Source organism: Caballeronia sp. LZ016 (assembly GCF_031450805.1).
Taxonomy (GTDB): domain Bacteria; phylum Pseudomonadota; class Gammaproteobacteria; order Burkholderiales; family Burkholderiaceae; genus Caballeronia.
Window position 1 is genome coordinate 1102453 of sequence record NZ_JARTVY010000001.1, and the last position, 23440, is coordinate 1125892.

The 23440-nt window shown below is 62.7% G+C and carries 25 protein-coding genes; 20 read left to right on the top strand and 5 right to left on the bottom strand.

Features of this window, described 5'->3' with window-relative positions; translation table 11 throughout:
• Positions 1-23: 23 nt before the first annotated feature.
• The 11 genes from rplO (at position 24) to dsbD (ending at position 7771) form a co-directional block, all read left to right on the top strand.
• Positions 24-458 carry a 50S ribosomal protein L15 gene (rplO, locus tag P9220_RS05280; RefSeq protein WP_008343934.1) on the top strand — a complete coding sequence of 145 codons (435 nt, stop codon included), beginning with the start codon at positions 24-26 and terminating at the stop codon, positions 456-458.
• 41 nt (positions 459-499) lie between these two features.
• Positions 500-1846 carry a preprotein translocase subunit SecY gene (gene secY / locus P9220_RS05285; RefSeq protein WP_309763891.1) on the top strand — a complete coding sequence of 449 codons (1347 nt, stop codon included), beginning with the start codon at positions 500-502 and terminating at the stop codon, positions 1844-1846.
• 9 nt (positions 1847-1855) lie between these two features.
• A complete protein-coding gene (infA, locus tag P9220_RS05290) occupies positions 1856-2074 on the top strand; it encodes a translation initiation factor IF-1 (protein ID WP_004521905.1) in 219 nt (72 codons plus the stop codon).
• Between the two features lie 20 nt (positions 2075-2094).
• Positions 2095-2211, top strand: coding sequence for a 50S ribosomal protein L36 (gene rpmJ / locus P9220_RS05295; RefSeq protein WP_004199844.1), 117 nt, complete (start codon positions 2095-2097; stop codon positions 2209-2211).
• A 41-nt stretch (positions 2212-2252) separates the two neighbouring features.
• Complete coding sequence (gene rpsM / locus P9220_RS05300) at positions 2253-2618, top strand: 30S ribosomal protein S13 (RefSeq protein WP_309763892.1); 366 nt, start codon at positions 2253-2255, stop codon at positions 2616-2618.
• Positions 2619-2646: 28 nt separating this feature from the next.
• Positions 2647-3051 (top strand): 30S ribosomal protein S11, encoded by a 405-nt coding sequence (gene rpsK, locus P9220_RS05305; protein ID WP_006052224.1) that lies wholly within the window; start codon positions 2647-2649, stop codon positions 3049-3051.
• A 146-nt stretch (positions 3052-3197) separates the two neighbouring features.
• On the top strand, positions 3198-3821 hold the full coding sequence (gene rpsD / locus P9220_RS05310) for a 30S ribosomal protein S4 (RefSeq protein ID WP_309763893.1): 624 nt from the start codon (positions 3198-3200) through the stop codon (positions 3819-3821).
• Between the two features lie 136 nt (positions 3822-3957).
• On the top strand, positions 3958-4935 hold the full coding sequence (locus P9220_RS05315) for a DNA-directed RNA polymerase subunit alpha (RefSeq protein ID WP_040050462.1): 978 nt from the start codon (positions 3958-3960) through the stop codon (positions 4933-4935).
• 136 nt (positions 4936-5071) lie between these two features.
• On the top strand, positions 5072-5467 hold the full coding sequence (rplQ, locus tag P9220_RS05320; protein ID WP_309763894.1) for a 50S ribosomal protein L17: 396 nt from the start codon (positions 5072-5074) through the stop codon (positions 5465-5467).
• Positions 5468-5631: 164 nt separating this feature from the next.
• Complete coding sequence (cutA, locus tag P9220_RS05325; protein WP_309765392.1) at positions 5632-5943, top strand: divalent-cation tolerance protein CutA; 312 nt, start codon at positions 5632-5634, stop codon at positions 5941-5943.
• The gene (dsbD, locus tag P9220_RS05330) at positions 5936-7771 is read left to right on the top strand and encodes a protein-disulfide reductase DsbD (protein WP_309763895.1); all 1836 of its coding nucleotides are present in this window, start codon (positions 5936-5938) and stop codon (positions 7769-7771) included. The genes cutA and dsbD overlap by 8 nt, the downstream gene beginning before the upstream one ends.
• Positions 7772-7823: 52 nt before the next feature.
• Here the strand turns inward: dsbD and hemB are convergent, their stop codons facing one another.
• Positions 7824-8822 carry a porphobilinogen synthase gene (gene hemB, locus P9220_RS05335; protein WP_309763896.1) on the bottom strand — a complete coding sequence of 333 codons (999 nt, stop codon included), beginning with the start codon at positions 8820-8822 and terminating at the stop codon, positions 7824-7826.
• Positions 8823-9093: 271 nt separating this feature from the next.
• A complete protein-coding gene (yihA, locus tag P9220_RS05340; protein ID WP_309763897.1) occupies positions 9094-9747 on the bottom strand; it encodes a ribosome biogenesis GTP-binding protein YihA/YsxC in 654 nt (217 codons plus the stop codon).
• A gap of 288 nt (positions 9748-10035) precedes the next feature.
• Between yihA and P9220_RS05345 the strand changes: the two genes are divergently transcribed.
• The 5 genes from P9220_RS05345 to msrQ all read left to right on the top strand — a co-directional run bounded on the left by P9220_RS05345 (position 10036) and on the right by msrQ (position 16099).
• A complete protein-coding gene (locus tag P9220_RS05345) occupies positions 10036-10710 on the top strand; it encodes a c-type cytochrome (protein ID WP_309763898.1) in 675 nt (224 codons plus the stop codon).
• Positions 10711-10883: 173 nt separating this feature from the next.
• Complete coding sequence (locus tag P9220_RS05350; protein ID WP_309763899.1) at positions 10884-13115, top strand: cytochrome c biogenesis protein ResB; 2232 nt, start codon at positions 10884-10886, stop codon at positions 13113-13115.
• Positions 13116-13119: 4 nt separating this feature from the next.
• Complete coding sequence (ccsB, locus tag P9220_RS05355) at positions 13120-14322, top strand: c-type cytochrome biogenesis protein CcsB (RefSeq protein ID WP_309763900.1); 1203 nt, start codon at positions 13120-13122, stop codon at positions 14320-14322.
• Between the two features lie 127 nt (positions 14323-14449).
• Positions 14450-15439, top strand: a complete 990-nt coding sequence (gene msrP / locus P9220_RS05360) for a protein-methionine-sulfoxide reductase catalytic subunit MsrP (RefSeq protein ID WP_309763901.1) — start codon at positions 14450-14452, stop codon at positions 15437-15439.
• Positions 15440-15442: 3 nt separating this feature from the next.
• Positions 15443-16099 carry a protein-methionine-sulfoxide reductase heme-binding subunit MsrQ gene (gene msrQ, locus P9220_RS05365; RefSeq protein WP_309763902.1) on the top strand — a complete coding sequence of 219 codons (657 nt, stop codon included), beginning with the start codon at positions 15443-15445 and terminating at the stop codon, positions 16097-16099.
• A gap of 58 nt (positions 16100-16157) precedes the next feature.
• Here the strand turns inward: msrQ and lysA are convergent, their stop codons facing one another.
• Together lysA and P9220_RS05375 are read right to left on the bottom strand one after the other, a co-directional pair.
• Positions 16158-17420: a diaminopimelate decarboxylase gene (gene lysA, locus P9220_RS05370; RefSeq protein WP_309763903.1), complete on the bottom strand. Its 1263-nt coding sequence runs from the start codon at positions 17418-17420 to the stop codon at positions 16158-16160.
• A gap of 57 nt (positions 17421-17477) precedes the next feature.
• Positions 17478-17807, bottom strand: a complete 330-nt coding sequence (locus P9220_RS05375; protein ID WP_309763904.1) for an LPS translocon maturation chaperone LptM — start codon at positions 17805-17807, stop codon at positions 17478-17480.
• Positions 17808-17842: 35 nt separating this feature from the next.
• Between P9220_RS05375 and cyaY the strand changes: the two genes are divergently transcribed.
• Positions 17843-18160 (top strand): iron donor protein CyaY, encoded by a 318-nt coding sequence (cyaY, locus tag P9220_RS05380; RefSeq protein WP_309763905.1) that lies wholly within the window; start codon positions 17843-17845, stop codon positions 18158-18160.
• Between the two features lie 43 nt (positions 18161-18203).
• Here cyaY and P9220_RS05385 read toward each other — a convergent pair whose 3' ends face one another.
• Positions 18204-20612, bottom strand: coding sequence for a penicillin-binding protein 1A (locus P9220_RS05385; protein ID WP_309763906.1), 2409 nt, complete (start codon positions 20610-20612; stop codon positions 18204-18206).
• Between the two features lie 250 nt (positions 20613-20862).
• Here P9220_RS05385 and pilM point away from each other — a divergent pair, with 250 nt between their 5' ends.
• The 3 genes from pilM to P9220_RS05400 are packed head-to-tail and all read left to right on the top strand — an operon-like array spanning position 20863 to position 23440.
• Positions 20863-21864, top strand: coding sequence for a pilus assembly protein PilM (gene pilM, locus P9220_RS05390; protein WP_309763907.1), 1002 nt, complete (start codon positions 20863-20865; stop codon positions 21862-21864).
• Positions 21861-22547: a PilN domain-containing protein gene (locus P9220_RS05395; protein WP_309763908.1), complete on the top strand. Its 687-nt coding sequence runs from the start codon at positions 21861-21863 to the stop codon at positions 22545-22547. The genes pilM and P9220_RS05395 overlap by 4 nt, the downstream gene beginning before the upstream one ends.
• On the top strand, positions 22544-23440 hold the full coding sequence (locus tag P9220_RS05400; protein ID WP_309763909.1) for a hypothetical protein: 897 nt from the start codon (positions 22544-22546) through the stop codon (positions 23438-23440). Before P9220_RS05395 ends, P9220_RS05400 begins: the two co-directional genes overlap by 4 nt.

Sequence of the window (23440 nt, forward strand, 5' to 3'; positions counted from 1 at the left end):
CCCACGGATCCAAGGAGTTGAACATGGAATTGAATAACCTGAAGCCGGCGGAAGGCGCGAAGCACGCTAAGCGTCGCGTCGGTCGCGGCATCGGTTCGGGCCTCGGCAAGACCGCAGGCCGCGGCCACAAGGGTCAGAAATCGCGTTCGGGCGGCTTCCACAAGGTTGGCTTCGAAGGCGGTCAGATGCCGCTGCAGCGTCGCCTGCCGAAGCGCGGCTTCACGTCGTTGACGAAGGAATTCGTCGGTGAAGTGCGCCTCGCTGATCTGGAAAAGCTGCCGGTCGACGAAATCGATCTCTTGGCGCTGAAGCAAGCGGGTCTGGTCGGCGAGCTCATCAAGAGCGCGAAGATCATCAAGACCGGCGAGATCACGCGCAAGGTCACGGTGAAGGGTCTGACGGCAACGAAGGGCGCCCGTGAGGCAATCGAAGCCGCTGGCGGCTCGTTCGCCGAGTAACGCGCTTTCGCCGTTACTAGCACTTGCATCGGAGAAGGTTCTTGGCTAACAGCCCGAGTCTCGCAAAACCCGGTCGAAGCGCGGCGAAATTTGGCGATCTGCGTCGGCGTGCAGTGTTTCTGCTGCTGGCGCTGGTCGTCTACCGCATTGGTGCGCACATTCCGGTCCCCGGCATCGATCCGGATCAACTGGCGAAGCTGTTCCAAAGCCAGTCGGGCGGCATCCTTGGCATGTTCAACATGTTCTCGGGTGGCGCGCTGTCGCGATTCACGATCTTTGCGCTGGGCATCATGCCCTACATTTCGGCGTCGATCATCATGCAGTTGCTGTCGATCGTATCGCCGCAAATGGAAGCATTGAAGAAGGAAGGGCAGGCGGGGCAACGGAAGATCACGCAGTACACGCGTATCTTCACCGTCGTGCTCGCGACCTTCCAGGCGTTCGGTATCGCGGTCGCGCTCGAGAATCAGCCCGCTCTGGTAGTCGATCCCGGCATGGTGTTCCGCCTGACGACGGTGGTGACGCTGGTGACGGGCACGATGTTCCTGATGTGGCTGGGTGAGCAAATCACGGAACGCGGTCTCGGCAACGGCATCTCGATCATCATCTTCGGTGGCATCGCGGCGGGCTTCCCGAACGCGATCGGCGGGTTGTTCGAGCTTGTCCGCACTGGTTCGATGAGCATCATCTCGGCGATCATCATCGTCGTGCTGATCGCGGCGGTCACGTATCTGGTCGTGTTCATCGAACGCGGTCAGCGCAAGATCCTCGTGAACTACGCGAAGCGCCAGGTCGGCAACAAGATTTACGGCGGACAGTCGTCTCATCTGCCGCTGAAGCTGAACATGTCGGGTGTGATTCCGCCGATCTTCGCGTCGTCGATCATCCTCTTCCCGGCAACCATCCTGAACTGGTTCAGTTCGGGTACGCGTACCGGCTGGTTCGCAAACACGCTGCACAGCGTGGCTGAGGCCATCAAGCCCGGTCAACCCGTGTACGTGCTGCTGTATGCGTTGGCGATTGTTTTCTTCTGCTTCTTCTACACCGCACTGGTGTTCAACAGCCGAGAAACCGCCGACAACTTGAAGAAGAGCGGTGCATTCGTTCCGGGTATCCGTCCGGGCGATCAGACTGCACGGTATATCGACCGCATCCTCACGCGTCTGACGCTGGCCGGTGCGATCTATATTGTGTTCGTGTGCCTGTTGCCTGAGTTTCTGGTGTTGCGCTGGAACGTGCCGTTCTATTTTGGTGGAACGTCGCTGCTGATCATTGTCGTCGTCACGATGGACTTCATGGCTCAGGTGCAGTCGTACGTCATGTCGCAACAATATGAGTCGCTGCTCAAGAAGGCAAACTTCAAGGGCGGCAACGTCCCGATGCGTTAATTTAGGACTATGGCCAAAGACGATGTAATCCAGATGCAGGGTGAGGTCATCGAAAACCTCCCCAACGCTACTTTCCGGGTGAAATTGGAAAATGGCCATGTCGTCCTGGGACACATTTCTGGAAAGATGCGGATGCACTATATCCGCATCCTGCCAGGCGACAAGGTTACGGTTGAATTGACGCCTTACGATCTGTCTCGTGCACGGATCGTATTCCGGGCGAAGTGATTTGAAAAAAGGGTAATATCATGAAAGTGATGGCATCGGTTAAGCGCATTTGCCGCAATTGCAAGATCATCAAGCGCAAGGGCGTTGTGCGCGTGATTTGCAGCTCTGATCCGCGCCACAAACAGCGTCAAGGCTGAACGCCGCGCTTTTGCTTGCGCTTTTTGTTTGAGGAAAAACAATGGCACGTATCGCAGGGGTTAACATCCCGAATCACCAGCATACCGAGATCGGCCTGACGGCAATCTTCGGCATCGGACGCACGCGTTCGCGCGGCATTTGCATCGCTGCTGGTGTGGAATTTTCGAAGAAGGTCAAGGACCTCACCGACGCAGACCTCGAAAAGCTGCGTGACGAAGTGGGCAAGTTCATCGTCGAAGGCGACCTGCGCCGTGAAGTGACGATGAACATCAAGCGCCTGATGGACTTGGGTTGCTACCGCGGCATGCGTCATCGCAAGGGCCTGCCCCTGCGTGGCCAGCGTACGCGCACCAACGCCCGTACTCGCAAGGGTCCGCGTCGTGCAGCGCAATCGCTGAAGAAGTAAGCGGAACTGACAGTTACAGGAAAACGTAATGGCTAAGGCTTCGAACAACTCCGCGGCGCAACGCGTTCGCAAGAAGGTCAAGAAGAACGTCGCCGAGGGCGTGGTTCACGTTCACGCGTCGTTCAACAACACCATTATCACGATCACCGACCGTCAAGGTAACGCGCTGGCATGGGCGACCTCGGGTGGCCAGGGTTTCAAGGGCTCGCGCAAGTCGACGCCGTTTGCAGCTCAGGTCGCAGCGGAATCGGCTGGCCGCGTGGCAATGGAATACGGCGTGAAGAACCTCGAAGTGCGGATCAAGGGCCCTGGTCCTGGCCGTGAATCGGCGGTGCGCGCGTTGCATGGTCTTGGCATCAAGATCACCGCGATCTCCGACGTGACGCCGGTCCCGCACAACGGTTGCCGTCCGCCGAAGCGCCGCCGCATCTAAGGCGACGACGCGAGCGCATGTTCCTGCTGATGCGTAAGTATCGGCGGGTTTCGTGCGTGATGAATTTGACTAAGCCCACCGTTCGGCCCAAAGGGTTCGGACTAGCGCGAATGAAAGTTCGCGTGATTAATTTTTAAGGATTCAACGTGGCACGCTATACCGGTCCTAAAGCCAAGCTGTCCCGCCGTGAAGGCACCGACCTGTTCCTGAAGAGCGCACGCCGCTCGCTCGCCGACAAGTGCAAGCTCGACAGCAAGCCCGGCCAACACGGCCGTACCTCGGGCGCGCGTACGTCCGACTACGGCACCCAGTTGCGCGAAAAGCAAAAGGTGAAGCGTATTTACGGTGTGCTGGAGCGTCAGTTCCGCCGCTACTTCGCCGAAGCCGACCGCCGCAAGGGCCCGACGGGCGAAAACCTGCTGCAGTTGCTCGAGTCGCGTCTCGACAACGTCGTGTATCGCATGGGCTTCGGCTCGACGCGCGCTGAAGCGCGTCAGCTGGTCAGCCACAAGTCGATCATGGTGAACGGCCAGGTCGCGAACATCCCGTCGATGCAAGTCAAGTCGGGCGATGTCGTCTCCGTTCGCGAGCAGTCGCGCAAGCAGGCTCGTATCGTCGAGGCGCTGTCGCTGGCAGAGCAAGGCGGCATGCCGAGCTGGGTGTCGGTCGATGCGAAGAAGTTCGAAGGAACGTTCAAGTCGATGCCGGAGCGCAGCGATATCGCTGGCGACATCAACGAAAGCCTGATCGTCGAATTGTATTCGCGTTAATCGCGCGGTAATCGGATTAGCAGCCGGGGAGCCTGATTGCTCGTGGCAAATCGGCGTCCTCGGCTGTTTAATTTTCAGGTTGTTACCGGTCAGCCTTATCGGTGTAACGAGCCGAGGGTATTGAAAAGGAAAACCTATGCAAACCAGTTTGTTGAAGCCCAAGATCATTGCAGTTGAATCGCTTGGCGAGAGCCATGCGAAAGTGGTTATGGAGCCGTTCGAACGCGGCTATGGCCACACCTTGGGTAACGCGCTTCGGCGCGTGCTGCTGTCGTCGATGGTGGGCTACGCGCCGACCGAAGTGACGATCGCAGGCGTCGTGCACGAATACTCGACGCTCGATGGTGTGCAAGAGGATGTAGTCAACCTGCTGTTGAACCTGAAGGGTGTCGTCTTCAAGCTGCACAACCGCGACGAAGTCACGGTGACGCTGCGCAAGGAAGGCGAAGGCGTGGTCACGGCCGGCGATATAGAACTCGCGCATGATTGCGAGGTCATCAACCCGGATCACGTGATTGCTCACCTGTCGAAGGGCGGCAAGCTCGACGTTCAGATCAAGATCGAAAAGGGCCGTGGTTACGTGCCCGGCAACGTGCGTCGTTACGGCGAAGAATCGGCGAAGATTATCGGCCGTATCGTGCTGGACGCGTCGTTCTCGCCGGTGCGCCGCGTGAGCTACGCCGTGGAAAGCGCGCGTGTCGAACAGCGTACCGACCTCGACAAGCTCGTGATGAACATCGAAACCAACGGTGTGATCTCGCCGGAAGAAGCGATCCGTCAATCGGCGCGCATTCTGGTTGATCAACTGTCGGTGTTCGCAGCGCTGGAAGGCACGGAAGCCGCAGCGGAAGCGCCGTCGCGCGCACCGCAGATCGATCCGATCCTGCTGCGCCCGGTGGACGATCTCGAACTCACGGTTCGTTCCGCGAACTGCCTGAAGGCCGAGAACATCTACTACATCGGCGATCTGATCCAGCGTACGGAGAACGAGCTGCTGAAGACTCCGAATCTCGGTCGCAAGTCGCTGAACGAGATCAAGGAAGTGTTGGCCTCGCGCGGTCTGACGCTTGGCATGAAGCTCGAGAACTGGCCGCCGGCCGGGTTGGACAAGTAAGGTGCTGTAACTGGCATAGACGCGGATTTTGCTTTAAAATCCGCGTCTTGCTTTTTCTTCGACCGGCCCGTGCGCAGCCATTTTCCGGCAACGCGCAATAGAAGAGCTGGATCAAAACTCGTTAAAGGAACTGAAAATGCGTCATAAGCACGGTTTGCGGAAACTGAACCGCACGAGCAGCCACCGCCTGGCAATGCTCCGCAATATGTCGAACTCGCTGATCGAGCACGAAGTCATCAAGACGACGCTGCCGAAGGCCAAGGAACTGCGCAAGGTCGTCGAGCCGCTGATCACGCTCGGCAAGAAGCCTTCGCTGGCAAACCGCCGTCTGGCGTTCAACCGCCTGCGCGATCGTGATTCCGTCGCGAAGCTGTTCGACGTCCTCGGCCCGCGTTACGCGAACCGTCCGGGTGGCTATCTGAGCATCCTGAAGTTTGGTTTCCGCGTCGGCGACAACGCTCCGATGGCGCTGGTCCAACTGATGGATCGCCCGGAAATCGAAGAAACCGAAGAAGTTCAAGAAGCGGAATAAGTTCGGTAAGCAGTTCAGCGAAAAGGCCAAGCGTTGCTTGGCCTTTTTGTTTTTGGGCTCGTGCGACCGCGTTTCGCGAACCGCCGGGGGCCACTCCCGAATGCTACGATATCAGCCGTAGTCCGCAATTTCTGGAGCCGTAGGTGAACGTTCCTGTCATTCTGATGTTGACGACGCTGCCCGACGCCGAATCGGCGGGCGCGCTCGCGCAAGCGGTTCTCGAGGCGCGACTGGCAGCCTGCGTGACCAAGCTGGGCGCGGTTGAGTCGCACTATCATTGGAGAGGCGTGCGCGAATCGGCGGAGGAAGTACAAGTGCTGCTCAAGACGAGCGTCGCGCGCAGCGAAGAATTGCAGCGCTTCGTCGAGGCGCGGCATCCGTATGAAACGCCCGAGATTCTCGTCTGGCAGGCGGACGCGTCGCCGCGTTACGGTCAGTGGGTCAATGCAGAAACGCAGCGTCATCTTCATGTTTGAGCTTTCCCGTAGCGCCGCGCTTCGTGTCTTCGGCGCGTTCGTCCTGTTGATGTTGTGCTGTGCCGTCATCGGTGCGGCGCGCGCAGACGACGAATTTCTCGATCCCGCCGCCGCTTTCAAGTTCAGCGCCTCCGAGCAGCCAGGCGAAGTCGACGTGCGATACAAGATTGCCGACGGCTATTACATGTACCGCGAGCGATTCGCCTTCGGGGTGAAGAGCGGCGACGCCACCATTGGCGCGGCGCAGTTGCCGGCCGGAAAAGTCCACTTCGATCAGACGTTCAACAAGGACGTTGAGACGTATCGCGGCGAACTGGTCATTCGTATCCCCGTCGCACAAGCCAAGGGGCCGTTCGAACTCGCGGTAACGTCGCAGGGTTGCGCTGAAAAGGGCATCTGCTATCCGCCGATGGAGCGCACGTATCGCGTGAAGGGCGCGGCGTTGCAAGCAGCGGGCGCGTCGCCTTCGACGCCCTCGGCCGCCGATGCATCCCTGTCATGGTTCGATCGCGCGACGAGCGCCGATTACGCCCAGTCCATGCTCGAAGGCGGCGGCTTCTTCGCAGTCGTGGGCCTGTATTTCGTCGCGGGGATGGTGTTGAGTCTGCTGCCGTGCTCATACCCGATGATCCCGATTCTGTCCGCGATCATCGTCGGCGAAGGTGCGCGCGTGACGCGCGCGCGCGGTTTTTCGCTTTCGGCGTGCTATGTCGTCGGCATGGCGCTCGTCTACACCGTGCTCGGTGTGGCGGCGGCGCTGGTCGGCCAGAGTCTCGGCGCCTGGCTGCAGAACCCGTGGGTGCTCGGGGCTTTCGGCGTGCTGCTCGCGGTCTTCGCTATCGCGCTGATTTCAGGTGTCGATATCGCGTTGCCCGAGCGGTGGCAGAGCAGCGTGAACGAGGCGTCGCAAAAGCGCCCCGGCGGCAAGTTCGCCGCGGTCGCCGCGATGGGCGCGTTGTCTGCGCTCGTCGTGGGCGCGTGCATGACGGCGCCCCTCTTCGCGGTGCTGGCGTTCATCGCGCATACCGGCGATGCGGTGCTTGGCGGCGCGGCGCTCTTTGCCATGGGCATCGGCCTCGGCGTGCCCTTGCTCGTCATCGGACTGGGCGCCGGCTCGATACTGCCGCGCGCAGGCGCCTGGATGGGCAGCGTGAAGGTGTTCTTCGGCGTCGTGCTGCTTGCTGCGGCGTTGTGGATCGTTTGGCCGGTAATCGGCGGCGTCGCGCGGATGTTGCTGAGTGCGCTGTGGCTGCTGATTGCCGCTGCGTCGCTCGGTGTGTTCGGGCGTGGCGCGGCAACGCCGGCAAATGTCTGGAAGCGCCTGGGACGCGGACTCGGCGCGGCGCTCGCCGTGTGGGCCGCGACGCTTCTCGTTGGCCTGGCGGCAGGCTCGACCGACCCGCTGCGTCCATTGGCGGTGCTGGCCTCGCGCAGCGGCGCATCCGGCGCGCAGGGTGCGCCGAACCAGGGCCCGGTCTTCGCCCCGGTGCGGACATCGGCTGAACTGGATTCGGCAGTAAAAGCGGCCGCGCGTCCCGCGATGCTCGATTTCTACGCAGACTGGTGCGTGTCCTGCAAGGAAATGGAGAGCCTGACGTTCTCGGATGCGCGCGTCCAGGCGCGACTCTCGCAGTTGAACTTGCTGCGTGCGGACGTCACCGCGAACAACGCCGACGATCAGTTCCTTCTCAAGCGCTTCAAGCTGTTCGGCCCGCCCGGCATCATCTTCTTCGATGAAAAGGGCAACGAGGTGGCGCGGGTCGTCGGTTATGAATCGGCGGACAAGTTTCTCAAGAGCCTCGACAAACTCAGTCCGTCGAATGGATAAAAAAGGGCGATGCCGCGAAGCATCGCCCTTTCTGCATCAGCCGCGCAGAACCTTACTTCGATGCCCGCAGAATGCGCGCCGCATCGAGCGCGAAGTAGGTCAACACGCCATCTGCGCCCGCGCGCTTGAACGCAAGCAACGATTCCATCATCGCCTTGTCGTGGTCGAGCCAGCCGTTCTGGGTGGCGGCCTTGATCATCGCGTATTCGCCGCTGACCTGATATGCGTACGTCGGGAAGCGGAACTCGTCCTTCACGCGCCGCACGATATCCAGATACGGCATGCCCGGCTTGACCATCACCATGTCTGCGCCTTCCTCGATGTCCATTCGCACTTCGCGCATCGCTTCATCGGAATTCGACGGGTCCATCTGGTAGGTCATCTTGTTGCCCTTGCCCAGATTCGCCGCCGAACCGACCGCGTCGCGGAACGGGCCGTAGAACGCGGACGCGTACTTCGCGGCATACGCCATGATGCGCGTGTGGATGTGGCCGTCGCTTTCGAGCATCTCGCGGATCGCGCCGATGCGGCCATCCATCATGTCCGACGGCGCGACGATATCCACGCCGGCTTCGGCCTGCGTGCGCGCCTGCTCGACGAGAATCTCGCTCGTTTCGTCGTTCTTCACGTAGCCTTCGTCATCCAGCACGCCGTCCTGGCCGTGGCTCGTGTAGGGGTCGAGCGCGACATCGGTGAGCACGCCGAGCGTCGGAAAATTCTTCTTGAGTTCGCGCACGGCGCGCGGAATCAAACCTTCGGGATTGGTCGCTTCGCGGCCATCGGGCGTCTTCAGCGACGGCTCGATCGCCGGAAACAGCGACATCACCGGCACGCCCAGTTCGACGCATTGTTCGGCGACCTTCATCAGCAGATCGACGGACGTGCGCTCGACGCCGGGCATCGACGGAATCGACTGCCGCTCATTCGTGCCTTCGACGATGAAAACCGGGTAGATCAGGTCGTTCGTGGTGAGGATGTTTTCGCGCATCATGCGGCGCGAGAAGTCATCGCGGCGCATGCGGCGCGGACGATGATGGGGATAGAAACTCATGACGTGACTCGATGTGATGTGCTTCGGAGGAAGATCGGAAACGTTGCTCGCGTGCGTGACAGCCCTATGCGACAAGCCCGTCCGCGTCGCGGTAACGTTTTGAGACAATGGTATATCATACCGATCGAGCAACGCGCTTGCGCCGCGCTCCCCGCTTCTCCTCCCTGAGCGGGCGCCAATCGTTATTCGATTAGGCTGTTGACCCGCCGTTATGCGGCGGGTTTTTTTATGCCGGCTCGCGCTCGAATTGCGATGGCGTCGGTCGCGTCGGTCACTCTGCCGCGTCGTCGGATGCGGCCTGCTCGGGGATCAGCCAGCTTTCGATCAGTTCATGCGCTTCGTCGAGACCCGTGCGCTTGAGCGCCGAGAAAAGCTGCACGCTGAGTTCGCCCCGATACCCCGCCGTCTTGTACTCACCGAACGCCTTCTGCGTCGATCGCAGTGCGTTAGTCATTTCCTGTCGCGTCAATTTGTCGCATTTTGTGAGGAGCGCGTGGATCGGCTTTCCGGTCGGCGCGAACCAGTCGACCATGATGCGGTCCAGTTCGGTCAACGGACGGCGCGAATCCATCATCAGGATCATGCCGCGTAGCTGCGCGCGGCTTTGCAGATAAGTGGAGAGCAATTGCTGCCAATGCGCCTTGGCCGCGCCCGGCACTTCTGCGTAGCCGTAGCCCGGCAAATCGACGAGATGCGCGGCAGGCTCATCCTTCGGGCCGACGGAGAAGTAATTGATATGCTGCGTGCGGCCCGGTGTCTTACTGGCGAACGCGAGCCGCTTCTGATTGCAGAGAATGTTGATCGCGGTCGATTTCCCCGCATTCGAGCGTCCGGCAAACGCGATTTCCGGCTGCGGCGTCGGCGGAAGGTCGCGCAGATGATTGACGGTGGTGAAGAAGCGAGCTTGATGGAGCAGAAATGACATTGGCGGGCGATCGAGAGAGAGGCGATGACTGAAGCCTTGAGAACCCCGGCAAATACTGGGCATGCCCCGACTGGCGTCTTTGCGTGTAGCGGGTTATTGTACAATACGACGGTTTCTTAATGACCCGCAGGGCGTAAGACCCAAGGCCGCAGGGGCCACCCATCAAGGAGCGAGACGGTTTTCAGGGCGTTCTTGACGCTCTTTCGTTCGGGTATCTTGCGGCATGTCCGGTTGCCGTCGTTTTTGCAGAACCTCACATTCTCACAAGACGAAAAACAGGGTACGCGAATGAACCGACTGTACAGGTCTCTGGTGGTGCTCAAGGCAGCGGCGGCTTTCGGTTTTGGTGCGAGTTTGAGTGGGTTCGGGGTATCGGTGAACGCGGCGGAGCCTGCTCAGCCGGCCAAGCCCGATGTGGCGAGAGGGCAGGCCATCGCCACGCAGGTCTGCGCCGCGTGTCACGCGGCGGACGGCAACAGCGCCGGCGCTGCGTTTCCGAAACTCGCGGGCCAGCACGCGGAATACATCGTCAAGCAGTTGAAGGACTACAAGACGCAGCCGGGCGCGAAAGCGCCGGCGCGCAACAATCCGATCATGACGGGCATCGCGAGCGCGCTGACGGATCAAGACATGGTCAACGTCGCCGCTTACTTCGCTTCGCAAAAGGCCAAGCCCAACTTCGCGCGTGACAAGAACACCGTCGCGCTCGGCCAGAAGATCTACCGTGGCGGCATCGCGGACAAAGGCGTACCGGCGTGCGCGGCGTGTCACGGGGCAACGGGCATGGGTATCCCGGTGCAATATCCGCGACTGTCGGGACAGTGGGGCGATTACACCGCCGCACAGTTGAACGCCTTCGCGCAGGGCACGCGCAACAACAGTGAGCCGATGCACGCCATCTCGTCTCGCCTCAACGATGCCGAGATGAAAGCGGTAGCGGATTACATCGCCGGATTGCATTAACGCAGCACGCAGCGTCCAGCGGTTCCCGCGAAGGAGCACGAAAGCGGGGAATCGCCCATACTACGATACGAAGCCGGCCCACGAAGGCCGGTGCGAGAACAAGAAAAGGGTGGGACGTCGGTCGGTCAGACCGTTGGCGTCTCCACCCTTTTTTGCTGTCAGCCGGAGTTTGAATGAGCGTCACCACATCGGGTATGCAGTCGAAGTCGAGCCGCCGCGTCATCAGGCATTTCGTCGAACTCGTCAGTTCGATGCGCTTCGCCATCGCCTTGCTGGTCGTGCTGGCGATCGCAAGCATCATCGGGACGGTGCTCACGCAAGACGACCCTTACCCGAACTACGTCAATCAGTTCGGCCCGTTCTGGGCGGACATCTTCCGGGGTCTGAGCCTCTACACCGTGTACAGCGCGTGGTGGTTCATGCTGATCCTGATCTTTCTCGTGATCTCGGTGTCGCTGTGCGTGTTGCGCAATGGCCCGAAGATGATTGCGGACATCAAGAGCTGGAAAGATCGCGTGCACGAAGGCAGCCTGCGCGCGTTTCATCACAAGGGCGAGTTCGTGGTCGCAGTGGATCGCGCGCAGACGGCCGCGACGCTCGAACGCCTGAGCGCGAAGATGGGCTACCGCTTCGTTCGGCGCGAGACGGACAACGGCGCGACGCTGATCGCGGGCAAGCGGGGCGCGCTCACCAAGATCGGCTATATCTCGGCGCATCTGGCGATCGTCGTCATCTGCATCGGCGGGCTGCTCGACAGCAACTTGCCGATCAAGCTGCAGATGTGGCTCTTCGACAAGACGCCGATCAACACCAATGCCGTCATCAACGACATTCCCGCCGAACATCGCCTGTCCACGTCGAACCCGACGTTCCGTGGCTATGCGTGGGTGCCGGAAGGCCAGTATGTCGGCACCGCGATTCTGAATCAGCAGGACGGCTCGATCATTCAGGACCTGCCGTTCTCGATCCAGCTCGACAAGTTCATCGTCGATTACTACTCGACCGGCATGCCGAAGCTTTTCGCGAGCGATATCGTCGTGATCGATCACAAGACCGGCAAGCGTATCCCGGCGCGCATCGAAGTGAACAAGCCGTTCACGTATGAAGGCGTGTCGATCTATCAGTCGAGCTTCCAGGACGGCGGCTCGAAGCTGGAAATGACCGCGTGGCCGATGGCCGGGGGCAGCGCGAAGACGGCGCCGGTCAACGGCGCCATCGGCGGCACGGCGCCCATCGGCGCGCAGTTCGCGGCAGCCAAAGGCGAAACCGTCGAGTTCACGGACTTCCGCGCGATCAACGTCGAAAACATGACGGACGGCAGCGGCACGCCGGACGCACGCGGCGTCGGCAAGAAGGACACACTGCGCGATGCGTTCGACGAGCGCCTGGGCTCCGGCGCGAAAACGTCGAAACCGACCGATTTGCGCAACGTCGGACCATCGGTGCAGTACAAGGTGCGCGGCACGGATGGCCAGGCGCGCGAATACAGCAACTACATGCTGCCGGTCGATGTCGGTGGCCAGCGAATGTTCCTCGCCGGCATGCGCACGAGCCCGAACGATTCGTTCCGCTATTTGCGCATTCCCGCCGACGAGCAAGGCTCGGTCAAGCAGTGGATGGAACTGCGCGCCGCGCTCGCGACGCCCGCGACGCGCGCCGAAGCGGCGCACCGCTTCGCGCTGCGCTCGGTGCCGCAGACGAATACGGACATGCAAAAGCACCTCGAGGAAAGCGCGATCCGCGTGCTGAACCTCTTCGCCGGTGCAGACGAGAACGGCGCGGCGACGGCCAATCCGCAGATGATTGGCGGCTTTCAGAGCATTGCGGCGTTCATCGACCGTTCAGTGCCGAAGGGCGAACAGGAGAAAGCCGCGGGCCTCCTGATGCGCATGCTCGAAGGCGCGATGTGGGACGTCTGGCAGATTTCCCGCGAGCAGAACGGCCTGCCCGCCGCGAAGATCGACGAGAAAAGCACGGCGTTCGTTCAGGCGTCCATCAACGCGCTTTCCGACAGCTTTCTGTACGGTTCTCCCGTCTTCCTGCAACTGGATACCTTCAAGCAGATCCAGGCTTCGGTATTCCAGCTGACGCGCGCGCCGGGTAAAAAAGTGGTGTATCTTGGCAGCCTCCTGCTGGTGGTCGGCATTTTCGCGATGTTTTACGTGCGCGAACGCCGGCTCTGGTTCTGGCTCAAAGATACAGGGCAGGGCGGCGCGAACGTCCTGATGGCGATGTCCACCGCACGCCGCACGCTCGACTTCGAGAAGGAGTTCGAGCGCACGCGCGCGACGGTGGCGGCGGCGCTCGGCGCATCGCCGCTGGATCCCGCTGCGGCGAACGCGCCCGTCGCCGCCTCGTCGCAATCGACATCCGAAGCTGCCAGCTCGGAAGTTTCATCACGGTAAGATCATGGACCTCATACAGACTTCCTCCCACGCCTCCGCCAAGACGGAACGTCCGGCATCGGGCCTCCCCGACGCTCTCGTGTTCGACGATCGTCCGTTCTTCCGCAAGCTCGGCGCGCTCGACTGGCTTTTCGCCCTCGCGATGGTCGCGGGCGCGGGCTTCGCACTCAACCGCTATCACACGTACATGGATGTGTACGACATGGCGGTGCTGATCGGCGCGGTGCCCACGTTCGTCGTCCTCGGCTGGCGCTGGAAGCCGGTGCGCCTGCTGATCGCGTTCATCGCGGTGCTGGCGCTGTCGTCCATTCAGCTTTATCAGCACGACCTCGCGCGCGCGGACACCAATTTCTTCCTCAAGTATTTCCTGTCGAGCCAATCCGCCATTCTGTGGATGAGCGCGCTTTTCATTCTCGCGACGCTGTTCTACTGGATCGGCTTGCTGACGCGCTCGCAGACGGGCGGCGCGATCGGTTCGCGCATGACCTGGGTCGCGGTGCTGATGGGCTTCACCGGTCTCATGGTGCGCTGGTACGAGTCGTACATGATCGGCAGCGATGTCGGCCATATTCCGATTTCGAACCTGTACGAAGTGTTCGTGCTGTTCTGCCTGATTACGTCGCTGTTCTATCTCTATTACGAGCAGCATTACGCGACCCGCCAGATGGGCGCTTTCGTGTTGCTCGTGATCAGCGCAGCGGTCGGCTTCCTGATGTGGTATTCGATCGCCCGCGACGCGCAGCAGATTCAGCCGCTCGTCCCGGCGCTGCAGAGCTGGTGGATGAAGATCCACGTGCCGGCGAACTTCATCGGTTACGGCAGCTTTGCGCTCTCGGCGATGGTTGCCGTCGCGTATCTGGCGAAGCAGCGCGGCGTGTTCGCCGACCGCCTGCCGTCGCTCGAAGTGCTCGACGACGTCATGTACAAGTCGATCGCCGTCGGTTTCGCGTTCTTCACCATCGCCACGATTCTCGGCGCGCTGTGGGCGGCGGAAGCGTGGGGCGGCTACTGGAGCTGGGACCCGAAGGAAACGTGGGCGCTGATCGTCTGGCTGAACTATGCGGCCTGGCTGCACATGCGGCTGATGAAGGGACTGCGCGGCGCAGCGGCGGCATGGTGGGCGCTAACGGGCCTCGTCGTGACGACGTTCGCGTTCCTCGGCGTCAACATGTTCCTGTCCGGCTTGCACAGCTACGGCAAGCTCTGATCCGGCCGCATCGAAGGAAAAAACCGCCACGCATCGCGCTGGCGGTTTTTTTTCGTTCTAACGTGGAATACGGGCACCGGCCGTGCTGTTTGCACCGGTAAGCACCCATGCAAAAGGAGTCATCCTCATGTGGATCAAACGAAATGGCGCGCTTTACGGCGACGACATCGACAGCAGCGAGATCACGCCACGGCACGTGTTCGAAAATCGGCGGCGCGTGTTGCGCTCGATGGGCGCGCTCGCCGCGACGGGTCTCGCCGGCGCGAGCGGTATCGCTCACGCGACGCTGACGTCACCGGATGCCAAAGGACAGAAGCTGGCGGCAAAGACGAATGCGAAATTCGTCGCGCTCGACAAGCCGACGTCGCTCAAGGACATCACGACGTACAACAACTTCTACGAGTTCGGCACCGACAAGAGCGATCCGGCGCAGCACGCGGGCACGCTTCGTCCGCGGCCGTGGAAAGTGTCGGTCGAAGGCGCGATCAGGAACCCGAAGGTGTATGACATCGACGAACTGCTCAAGCTCGCGCCGCTCGAGGAACGCGTCTATCGGCTGCGCTGCGTCGAAGGCTGGTCGATGGCGATTCCGTGGATCGGCGTGTCGCTGTCGGAACTGATCAAGCGCGCGGAGCCGACGGGCAACGCGAAGTACGTGCAGTTCATCAGTCTTGCCGATTCCTCGCAGATGCCCGGACTCTCGACGCCGATCCTCGACTGGCCGTACTCCGAAGGACTGCGCATGGACGAGGCGATGAACCCGCTCACGCTCCTGACCTTCGGGCTGTACGGCGAAGTGCTGCCGAACCAGAACGGCGCGCCGGTGCGGATCATCGTGCCGTGGAAATACGGCTTCAAGAGCGCCAAGTCGCTGGTGAAAATCCGTTTCGTGGAGAAGCAGCCGCCGACGAGCTGGAACAGCTATGCGCCGAGCGAATACGGCTTTTATTCGAACGTGAATCCGAAGGTCGATCACCCGCGCTGGAGTCAGGCGACGGAGCGGCGCATCGGCGAGGACGGCTTCTTTTCGCCGAAGCGCAAGACGCTGATGTTCAACGGATACGGCGACCAGGTCGCGTCGTTGTATCAGGGCATGGACCTCAAGAAGAACTTCTGAATCATGCCGACCGCATCCGAAATAAAGCTGAAACGCGCAGCGGCCGCCGCGCCGCAGACTCGAAACTGGATCGCGCCCGCAAAGGTAGCGGTTTTCGTCGCGATGCTCTATCCGCTGGCGCGCATCGTCGTCCTCGGCTTGACGTCGGGGCTGGGCGCGAATCCGATCGAATTCATCACGCGTTCGACCGGGCTCTGGACGCTCGTCTATCTTTGCATCACGCTCGCCGTCACGCCGCTGCGCCGCCTGACGGGCGTGACCGCGCTCGTGCGCTTTCGCCGCATGATCGGGCTATACGCGTTCTTCTTTGCCGTCTTGCACTTCACGACGTACATCTGGTTCGACAAGTGGTTCGACCTCACGGAGGTGCTGAAGGACATCGGCAAGCGGCCGTTCATCACGGTCGGCTTCGCGGCGTTCCTGCTGCTGATTCCGCTCGCGGCGACTTCCCCCAAGGCGATGGTGAGACAGCTCGGCCGCCGGTGGCAAACGCTGCACCGAACGATCTATCTGATCGCGGCGCTCGCCATCCTGCATTTCTGGTGGATGAAAGCCGGCAAGCACGACTTCGAGCTGCCGAAGATTTACGGCGCAATCGTGATCGTGTTGTTGGGCTGGCGTCTGATTGCCTGGCTCCGGGCGAGATCCGCGCGCGCATGAAAAAAGGCGACGCTTGTTCGAGCGTCGCCTTCGTTCCTGGTCTACCGGGTAAAGAAGATCAGTCCGGCAGGATAGATTCCCCGGCGAACAGCGCTTTCACCGTTTCGCGCTCGCGCACGACGCAGACGCGCTCACCGTCCACCATGACCTCGGCGGCGCGCGGGCGGGTGTTGTAGTTGGAGCTCATCACGAAGCCGTACGCGCCCGCCGAGCAGATGGCGAGCAGATCACCCGGTTCGACGGCCAGATCGCGATCGCGCCCGAGCCAGTCGCCGCTTTCGCAGACCGGGCCGACCACGTCGTATCGGTGCGCGGCGGCATCGCGCTTCGCCACCGGCACGATGCGATGAAACGCCTCGTACATCGCGGGGCGCGCGAGATCGTTCATCGCGGCATCGACGATGGCGAAGTTCTTCTCCTCGCCCGGCTTCAGATATTCCACGCGCGTCAGCAACACTCCCGCATTGCCCACGAGCGAGCGCCCCGGCTCGAAATACACTTCGCGCTGACCGTGGCCGCGCTTCTCGATGTGATCGAGCAGTGTGCGCACGAAGTCGCCGATATCCGGCGGAGTCTCGTTGTCGTACGTGATGCCGAGACCGCCGCCGACATCCACGTGACGAATGCTCATGCCGTCCGCTTCGATCTGCGCGACGAGTTCGAGCAGCTTGTCGAGCGCGTCCAGATACGGGCTGATCTCCGTGATCTGCGAGCCGATGTGGCAGTCGATGCCGACGACGTCCAGATTCGCCATCGCGTGGGCGGCGCGGTAGGTCGCGCGCGCGTCGCTGAACGCCACACCGAACTTGTTCGACTTCAGCCCCGTGGAAATGTAGGGATGCGTCTTCGCGTCGACGTCCGGATTCACACGCAAGGAAACGGGTGCGCGCGTTCCGAGCGACTTCGCCACTTCATTCAACGCATGGAGTTCGGGAATCGATTCCACGTTGAAGCACTTCACGCCGGCCTCGAGTGCTTCGCGCATCTCGGCGGCCGTCTTGCCGACGCCCGAGAACACCGTGTTCTGTGCCTTGCCGCCTGCGGCGAGCACGCGCGCGAGTTCGCCCGACGACACGATATCGAAGCCCGCTCCGAGACGCGCGAACACGTTGAGGACGGCGAGATTGCTGTTGGCCTTCACCGCGACGTGCACGGTCGCGCGTCGGCCGGCGCACGCATCGGCGTAAGCGCGATAAGCGCGCGTCAGGGCATCGCGGGAATAGACGTAGAGCGGCGTGCCGAACTGCTGCGCGAGCGACGCGGCGGAAACGCCTTCGGCGTGGAGTGCGCCGTCGACATAATGGAATGCGGAATCACTCATGCGTGGGCGTGGGTGGAAACGGGTCGGGGATGCGCCGGAGGGCGCACAGGCTTGCTGTCAGTACGCGGACGAGGCCGCTTTCGGTGCGGCGGGCGTCGATTTCAGATTCGTCTCGGGCGCGAGCGAGAGCGCTTCGCCGGACGTATCGGGAATGTCGCCGGTGACGTCCGACGATGCGCGAGCCTTGCTTGCGCCAGATGCGGTTTCGTCGCTCGGAGTCACGTCGGAAGGCGGCGTATCCTGCAGGTTGTCAGGACGCTGCGGCATGGGAGGCACGACGGGAAGATAAAGCGGACCGCGTTGCCCACAACCGCCGAGCGTGACTGTCGCTGCGGCGCAAACGCTGACAGCCGCTACAATCGCGCTCATCCTGAAAACAACTCGCATGACCGTCCCTGTACATAGAATCGATGGAGTTTAGCATGACAGACCAGGAATACCTGACGTTGGCGGAGGCCGTGCTGACCGCGATCGAGCGCGATGTGGACACGGCCGAAGCCGACATCGAGTTCGAGCGAAGCGGCAACGTGCTGACGCTGGAATTCGAGAATCGCACGAAGGTGATCGTCAACTTGCAGCCGCCCAAGCACGAAATCTGGCTCGCGGCGAAGGCGGGCGGATTCCACTACAAATACGTCGATGGTCAGTGGCGCGACACCCGCGACGACAGCGAGTTCTTCGCTGCGCTGAGCAAGTATTCGACCGAGCAGGCAGGCGAGCCGATCTGCTTTTTAGCGTGACCGGCTCGTGAGGTGAGGGGAAAGCAGGCCGTGTGACGAAGGGTCACTGACCCTTGAACAGATTCATGATGTCCTGCTTTTCCTGCTCGCCGACATCGGGCGTCGGCGCGGTCACGCCGGACACGCCGTCGTGTGGCGGCGCCTGACTGACGCCGATCGTCGCGATGAAGCCGTGGCCCGGCGTCATGTCGTCGTAGTACAACTCGCCGCCGAGCGACTTCACATCGGGCGGCATCATCGGCTTGTACTCGGGCACGCCTTGCAGCGCGCGGCCCATGTACTCCATCCACACGGGCAGCGCGAGGCCGCCGCCGGTTTCCCGGTCGCCGAGGCTGCGCGGATTGTCGTAGCCAATCCAAGCAATTGCGACCAGCGAACGCTGATAACCGGCGAACCACGCGTCGCGCGAATCGTTGGTCGTGCCGGTCTTGCCGGCCAGGTCGCCGCGCTTCAGCTGATTCGTCTTCGCGGCCGTGCCGTGCTGCGCGACGCTTTGCAGCAGGCTGTTCATCACGTACGCGTTGCGCGGCGGGATGGCGAGCGGCGCGCTGTCCTGCGCGACGAGCGGCTGCGGATGCGACACCACCGCGCCGCGCGGATCGGTGATATCGGCGATCAGATACGGATTCACGCGATAGCCGCCGTTCGCAAAGACCGCGTAACCCGAAGCCATCTGCAGCGGCGTCACCAGACCCGCGCCGAGCGCCATCGGCAGATACGCCGGATGACGGTCGGCATCGAAGCCAAAGCGCGTGATGTACTGCTGCGCGTACTTCGTGCCGATGTTGTTCAGGATGCGGATCGACACCATGTTCTTCGACTTCTGCAGCGCGGTGCGCATGCTCATCGGGCCGTCGAAGCCGCCGCCGTAGTTCTTCGGCTCCCACGCCTGACCGCCCGTTTCGGCGGCGCTGAAGAAGAGCGGGCCGTCGTTGATGATCGTCGCCGGCGACAAACCCTTCTCGAGCGATGCCGAATAGATGAACGGCTTGAAGCTCGAGCCCGGCTGACGCCACGCCTGGGTGACGTGGTTGAACTTGTTCTTGTTGAAGTCGAACCCGCCGACGAGCGCGCGGATCGCGCCGTCCTGCGGCACGAGCGAAATCAACGCGCCTTCGACTTGCGGCAGTTGCGTGATGGACCAGTCGCCGTCGTCGCCTTTGACGAGACGCACGATCGCACCCGCACGAATGCGCTGGTTCGGCTGCGCGCGCGGGGAAAGCGCGTTCGCGACGAAGCGCAGATCGTTGCCGGTGATGGTGGCCACGTTGCCGTCGATGAAGCTCGCCTTCACTTCCTTGGGACTTGCCGACGTCACCACGGCCGCGACGATTTCGCCGTTGTCCGGATGCTCGGCGAGCGCGTCGTCGATGGCCTGCTCGCGGTCGTCCGGGTCCGACGGCAGGTCGATGAAGCCTTCCGGCCCGCGATACCCGTGACGCCGTTCGTAGTCCATCAGGCCCTTGCGCAGCGCGCGGTAGGCGGCGTCCTGGTCGGCGGAATCGATCGTCGTCACGACGTTCAGGCCGCGTGTATAGGCTTCTTCGCGATATTGCGCGTACATCATCTGACGCACCATTTCCGCGACGTATTCCGCGTGGACGCTGAACTCGCGCCCTTGTCCCTTCACGATGAGCGGCTGTTTCGCCGCCTGGTCGTACTCTTCCTGCGTGATGAAGTTCAGCTCGCGCATGCGCTGAAGGATGTACTCCTGCCGGACCTTCGCGCGCTTCGGATTCACGACCGGGTTATACGCCGACGGCGCCTTCGGCAGCCCCGCGAGCATCGCCGCTTCAGCAAGCGTGATGTCCTTCAGGTCCTTGCCGAAATAGACGCGCGCCGCGCTCGCGAAACCGTACGCACGCTGGCCGAGATAGATCTGATTCATGTACACCTCGAGAATCTGATCTTTCGTGAGCGCGCGCTCGATCTTGTAGGCGAGCAGCATCTCGTAGATCTTGCGCGTGTACGTCCTTTCGCTCGACAGGAAGAAGTTTCGCGCGACCTGCATGGTGATCGTGCTCGCGCCCTGCGATGCGTGTCCGTTCGAGAGTGCAACCGATCCCGCGCGCAGAATGCCCATGACATCGACGCCGCCGTGATCGTAGAAACGCGCGTCTTCGATTGCGAGCACGGCTTTCTTCAGGCGATCCGGCACGTCCTGAATACGCACGACGCTGCGGCGTTCCTCGCCGAATTCGCCGATCAGCACGTGATCCGCCGTGTAGATGCGCAGCGGCACTTTCGGCCGATAGTCGGTCAGCGCATCGAGCGAGGGCAGGTTCGGCATCGCGACGACGAGCGCATAGCCGAACACGAGCGCAATGCACACGATCAGCGCGAAAACGCTGACGAGAGAGCCTAGGAGGAGCCGCTTGAACCACGAGCGTCGAGGCTTTTTCTGGCCTTCGGGCGGCGTGGCCGGCGGATGAGTCGGGGAAGAGGATTGCATAGCACCACCAAAAACAGTCCCGGGATTATAGCCGTCCGGGTTTCGGGATTTTCCTAGGCACTCGGGCAACAGTCCGATGCATCCCGCGCCGTTTTCCTATCGCCAAGATACGCGCGATGCTCCGCGAAAACATCGTGTCATCGCTTGCGTTAGCCATTCGGCCGAATGTTCGCCGCGCGCCGCCTTCACGAGAATTCCTGCATCGAAAGCGCGCGAATGTTTCGGCGCGCGAGTGAAAGAAGGAGTGGACATGAAGAACGAAAGCGCCCTGCGCGGCACGGTACTGACGGCTACGCGCCGGTTCGCGGCGGGTATCGACGTGAGCGAGGACGCGGTGCGGCTCGCGGTTCTCAGCCGGCGGCTGAAGCGGGATTCGACCGTGTGCGTCGAGCATCTGGATGCGGTGCCGATAGCGGCCGGTGCGGTCGTCGGCGGCGATTTCGTCGATCGCGCCGCCGTCGCTGCGGCGCTGCGCGAAGCGGTCGAACGCATGCCGCAGAACGGCGCATGGCGTGCGCTGCGCTGCTCGATGGGGCTGCCGGCGTCGGCGACGCTCACGACGCGCGTTCCGCTCGCGCGGCTTATCGAAGCGCGTCAGACGGACGTGTCGGACATCGGCAGCGATCCGTGCGGCCTGCTGGAGCCGGCGGTGCTCGCCGAAGCCGAGCGCGCCGCGGGCATGGAGCGCGGCGCGCTCGCGGTCGACTGGTCCGTCGAGGCTCGCGACGACGGAAATGCGCACGTCACCATTGCCGCGACCGCGCGACGGCACGTCGAGGCGCGCGTCGAAACAGCGGCGTCGGCGGGCGTCGCGTTATGCGCCATCGACGGTGAGCCGGCTGCGGCTCTGCGTGCGATGCGTCATTCGGGCCGCGTCGAACTGGATGCCGACGCGCGCTATCTCGTCTGCTGGCTCGAAAGCTCGGGGCTGCACGGATGGGTCGTGAACGCCGGCGAGGTCGAGAGCGAAGCGCGTTATCCCGCGCCGGAATACGCGAGCATCACCGACGCGCTGTGCCATCTGGCGGGCGAGACGACGCCCGTCGATTGCGCGTACGTCGGCGGCCAGACGCAATTGCTGGCAAACGCGGGCCTTCCGCTGCCCGCGCTCGCCAGAATGTTCGGCTGTCCCGCGCTGCCGTTCGAATCCGCGCCGTATTGCAACGGCGCGTCGGACATCGATGCCGCGATGAAGCACTCGCCGCTCTTCGCCACCGCCTTCGGGCTCGCCTTGCGCGAGGTGCTGCAATGACGAGCGCCGCCATCGCCGACGGCTTCAATCTGCTGCCGCATCGGTCGCGCAAGCGTCGTGCGCTGCGGCGGCAGCGGCTCGCGATCCTGGCCGTCGCGAGTCTGGCCGGATGCGCGGCTGTCGGAAGCGTCGCCGGCTGGGACGCGTTCGAACGCATGCGTCTCGATGACCGGCGTATCGCGCTGGACGCGACACTGCGCGCGTCGAACGCGGCACTGGACGAGCACGCGCGTCTGCTTCGCGTCGAGGCCGAGCGACGCCGGGCGCGTGAAGCCGCGCAACCGCTCGCCGTACCGCGCAACCGGTTTCTCGCGCTGCTGGAAGCGCTCGCCGATGCACCCCCGCGCACCGATGTCGTCTTGCAACGCGTTACGCAACGGGCCGACGAAGTCGAGCTCGCCGCGCTCGCGCCCGATTCGCAGACGGCGGCGCGCTGGCTCAAGAGGCTGGAGAACCTGCGCGGCGTGCAATCGGTGGAGGTCGTGGAGATGAAGCGGCGCGCGGAAACGAGGCCGTCCGTTAAGCGGGATGCCGTCGCGCCGGCGATCGATCGGTATGAATTCACGGCGCTCGTGCGCTATGAGGCGGCCGGGCAGAAGACTGTCGCGGCACCGGCCAAAGCGTCTGCGAAGGGGGAAGCCCCAATGAACTTCCGGACATCGAACAAAAGGAACCCGCAATGAACACGCTGACGATGACTCTCCCCGGGCGCGCGCGTCCCCGCGAACGCGGTCGCAAGCCGATCCTTCGACCGCTGCACGAGTGGTCGGCGCGCCGTACCGCTTTCACGGCGTTCGCGCTTTTCGCATGTGTCTTCCCGCTCGGCCTCGAAGGCTGGCTCGCGTCCGGCCTGAACCAGCGCGATGCGGCCCGCACCGCGCTCGCCGCCACCCAGCGCAAGGCCGACGATGCCCGCACGATCGTCGCGACACTGCCGGAACTGCGGGCGCGGGCCGCGGCCACCAGCCTGGCGCCGGCAACGTGGACCGCCGCCGATGCGCTCCACGCCGTGGCGGCACTCGCCGCGCAGAGCGGGTTGCGCGTGACGGAGATCGAACCGCAATCGGCGGCGAAAGGCCGTTCGCGCGATTCGGCGCAACCCGCAACCCCGCCCGCGACGCAACGCGCGCTGACTTTCCGCGCGGAGGGCGCGTTTCCCGAAGTGCGCCGCTTTCTGGAAGCGCTCGCCGGTCTGCCGCGCCTGATCGTGCCCGAGGCCGTGCAGATCAAGCGTCAGGCCGGCGCGGTGACGGTCGACGCGACGCTACGCATCCACGACACGCTGCCGGCCGTTCCGCTTTCGGAGCCCGCACGCACGAACGCGTTCATCGTCGATCCGTTCGGCAAGGACGGTGCAACCGGTCTCGCACGCGATGCGGGCATGCTGCTCGTCGGCACGATGGTGGCGCGCCATCGCGCGATGGCGCTCGTGCAGAGCGCGAAGAACGTCGAGCATTACGAACCGGGGCAGAAGATCGGCGACGAGCGGCTCGAGCGCGTGCAGCCCCGCGCGATACAGCTTGCAAGTGGCGAGGGCGCATCGCGCACGCTGACGTTCGCGGAGGATCGCAAGTGA